Annotated in this window: 1 protein-coding gene; it reads right to left on the reverse strand. The window is 72.1% G+C overall.

All coding sequences use genetic code 11. The features are described 5' to 3' along the window. On the reverse strand, positions 1–323 hold a 323-nt coding region (locus tag RJ03_RS27295; RefSeq protein ID WP_036507488.1), incomplete at both ends, for a hypothetical protein.

Here is a 323-nt window from a genome sequence, read left to right on the forward strand (position 1 = left end):
GCCGGTAGCCACTGCCTCGGTCAATCGCTTGACCTGTTCGGACACCTCGCTCAGCGTCCGGAACGAGGATTCGGAGACCGCGGGATGCCAGTCGCGGCGACGACGGACCAGCCAGCGCGGATTCCAGCGCAGGCTCTCGCGGCCCTGTCCGAGCGCGTCGTCGGCGCGCCGCACGGTCGCATCGAGCAGCCGCGCCTGATGCTGCCAGTGCGCTGCGGTCGGGGGATCGACGTGCTCGGTCAGGCCCGCGGCGATCGAGGCGAGCAGTTCGCGCAGTTCGCCGGCGAGGGCGTCGACGGCCTCGCGGGTGCGGCGCAGATGCA

Origin of the sequence: Nocardia aobensis NBRC 100429, from assembly GCF_000308375.1 — a bacterium.
Lineage (GTDB): Bacteria > Actinomycetota > Actinomycetes > Mycobacteriales > Mycobacteriaceae > Nocardia > Nocardia aobensis.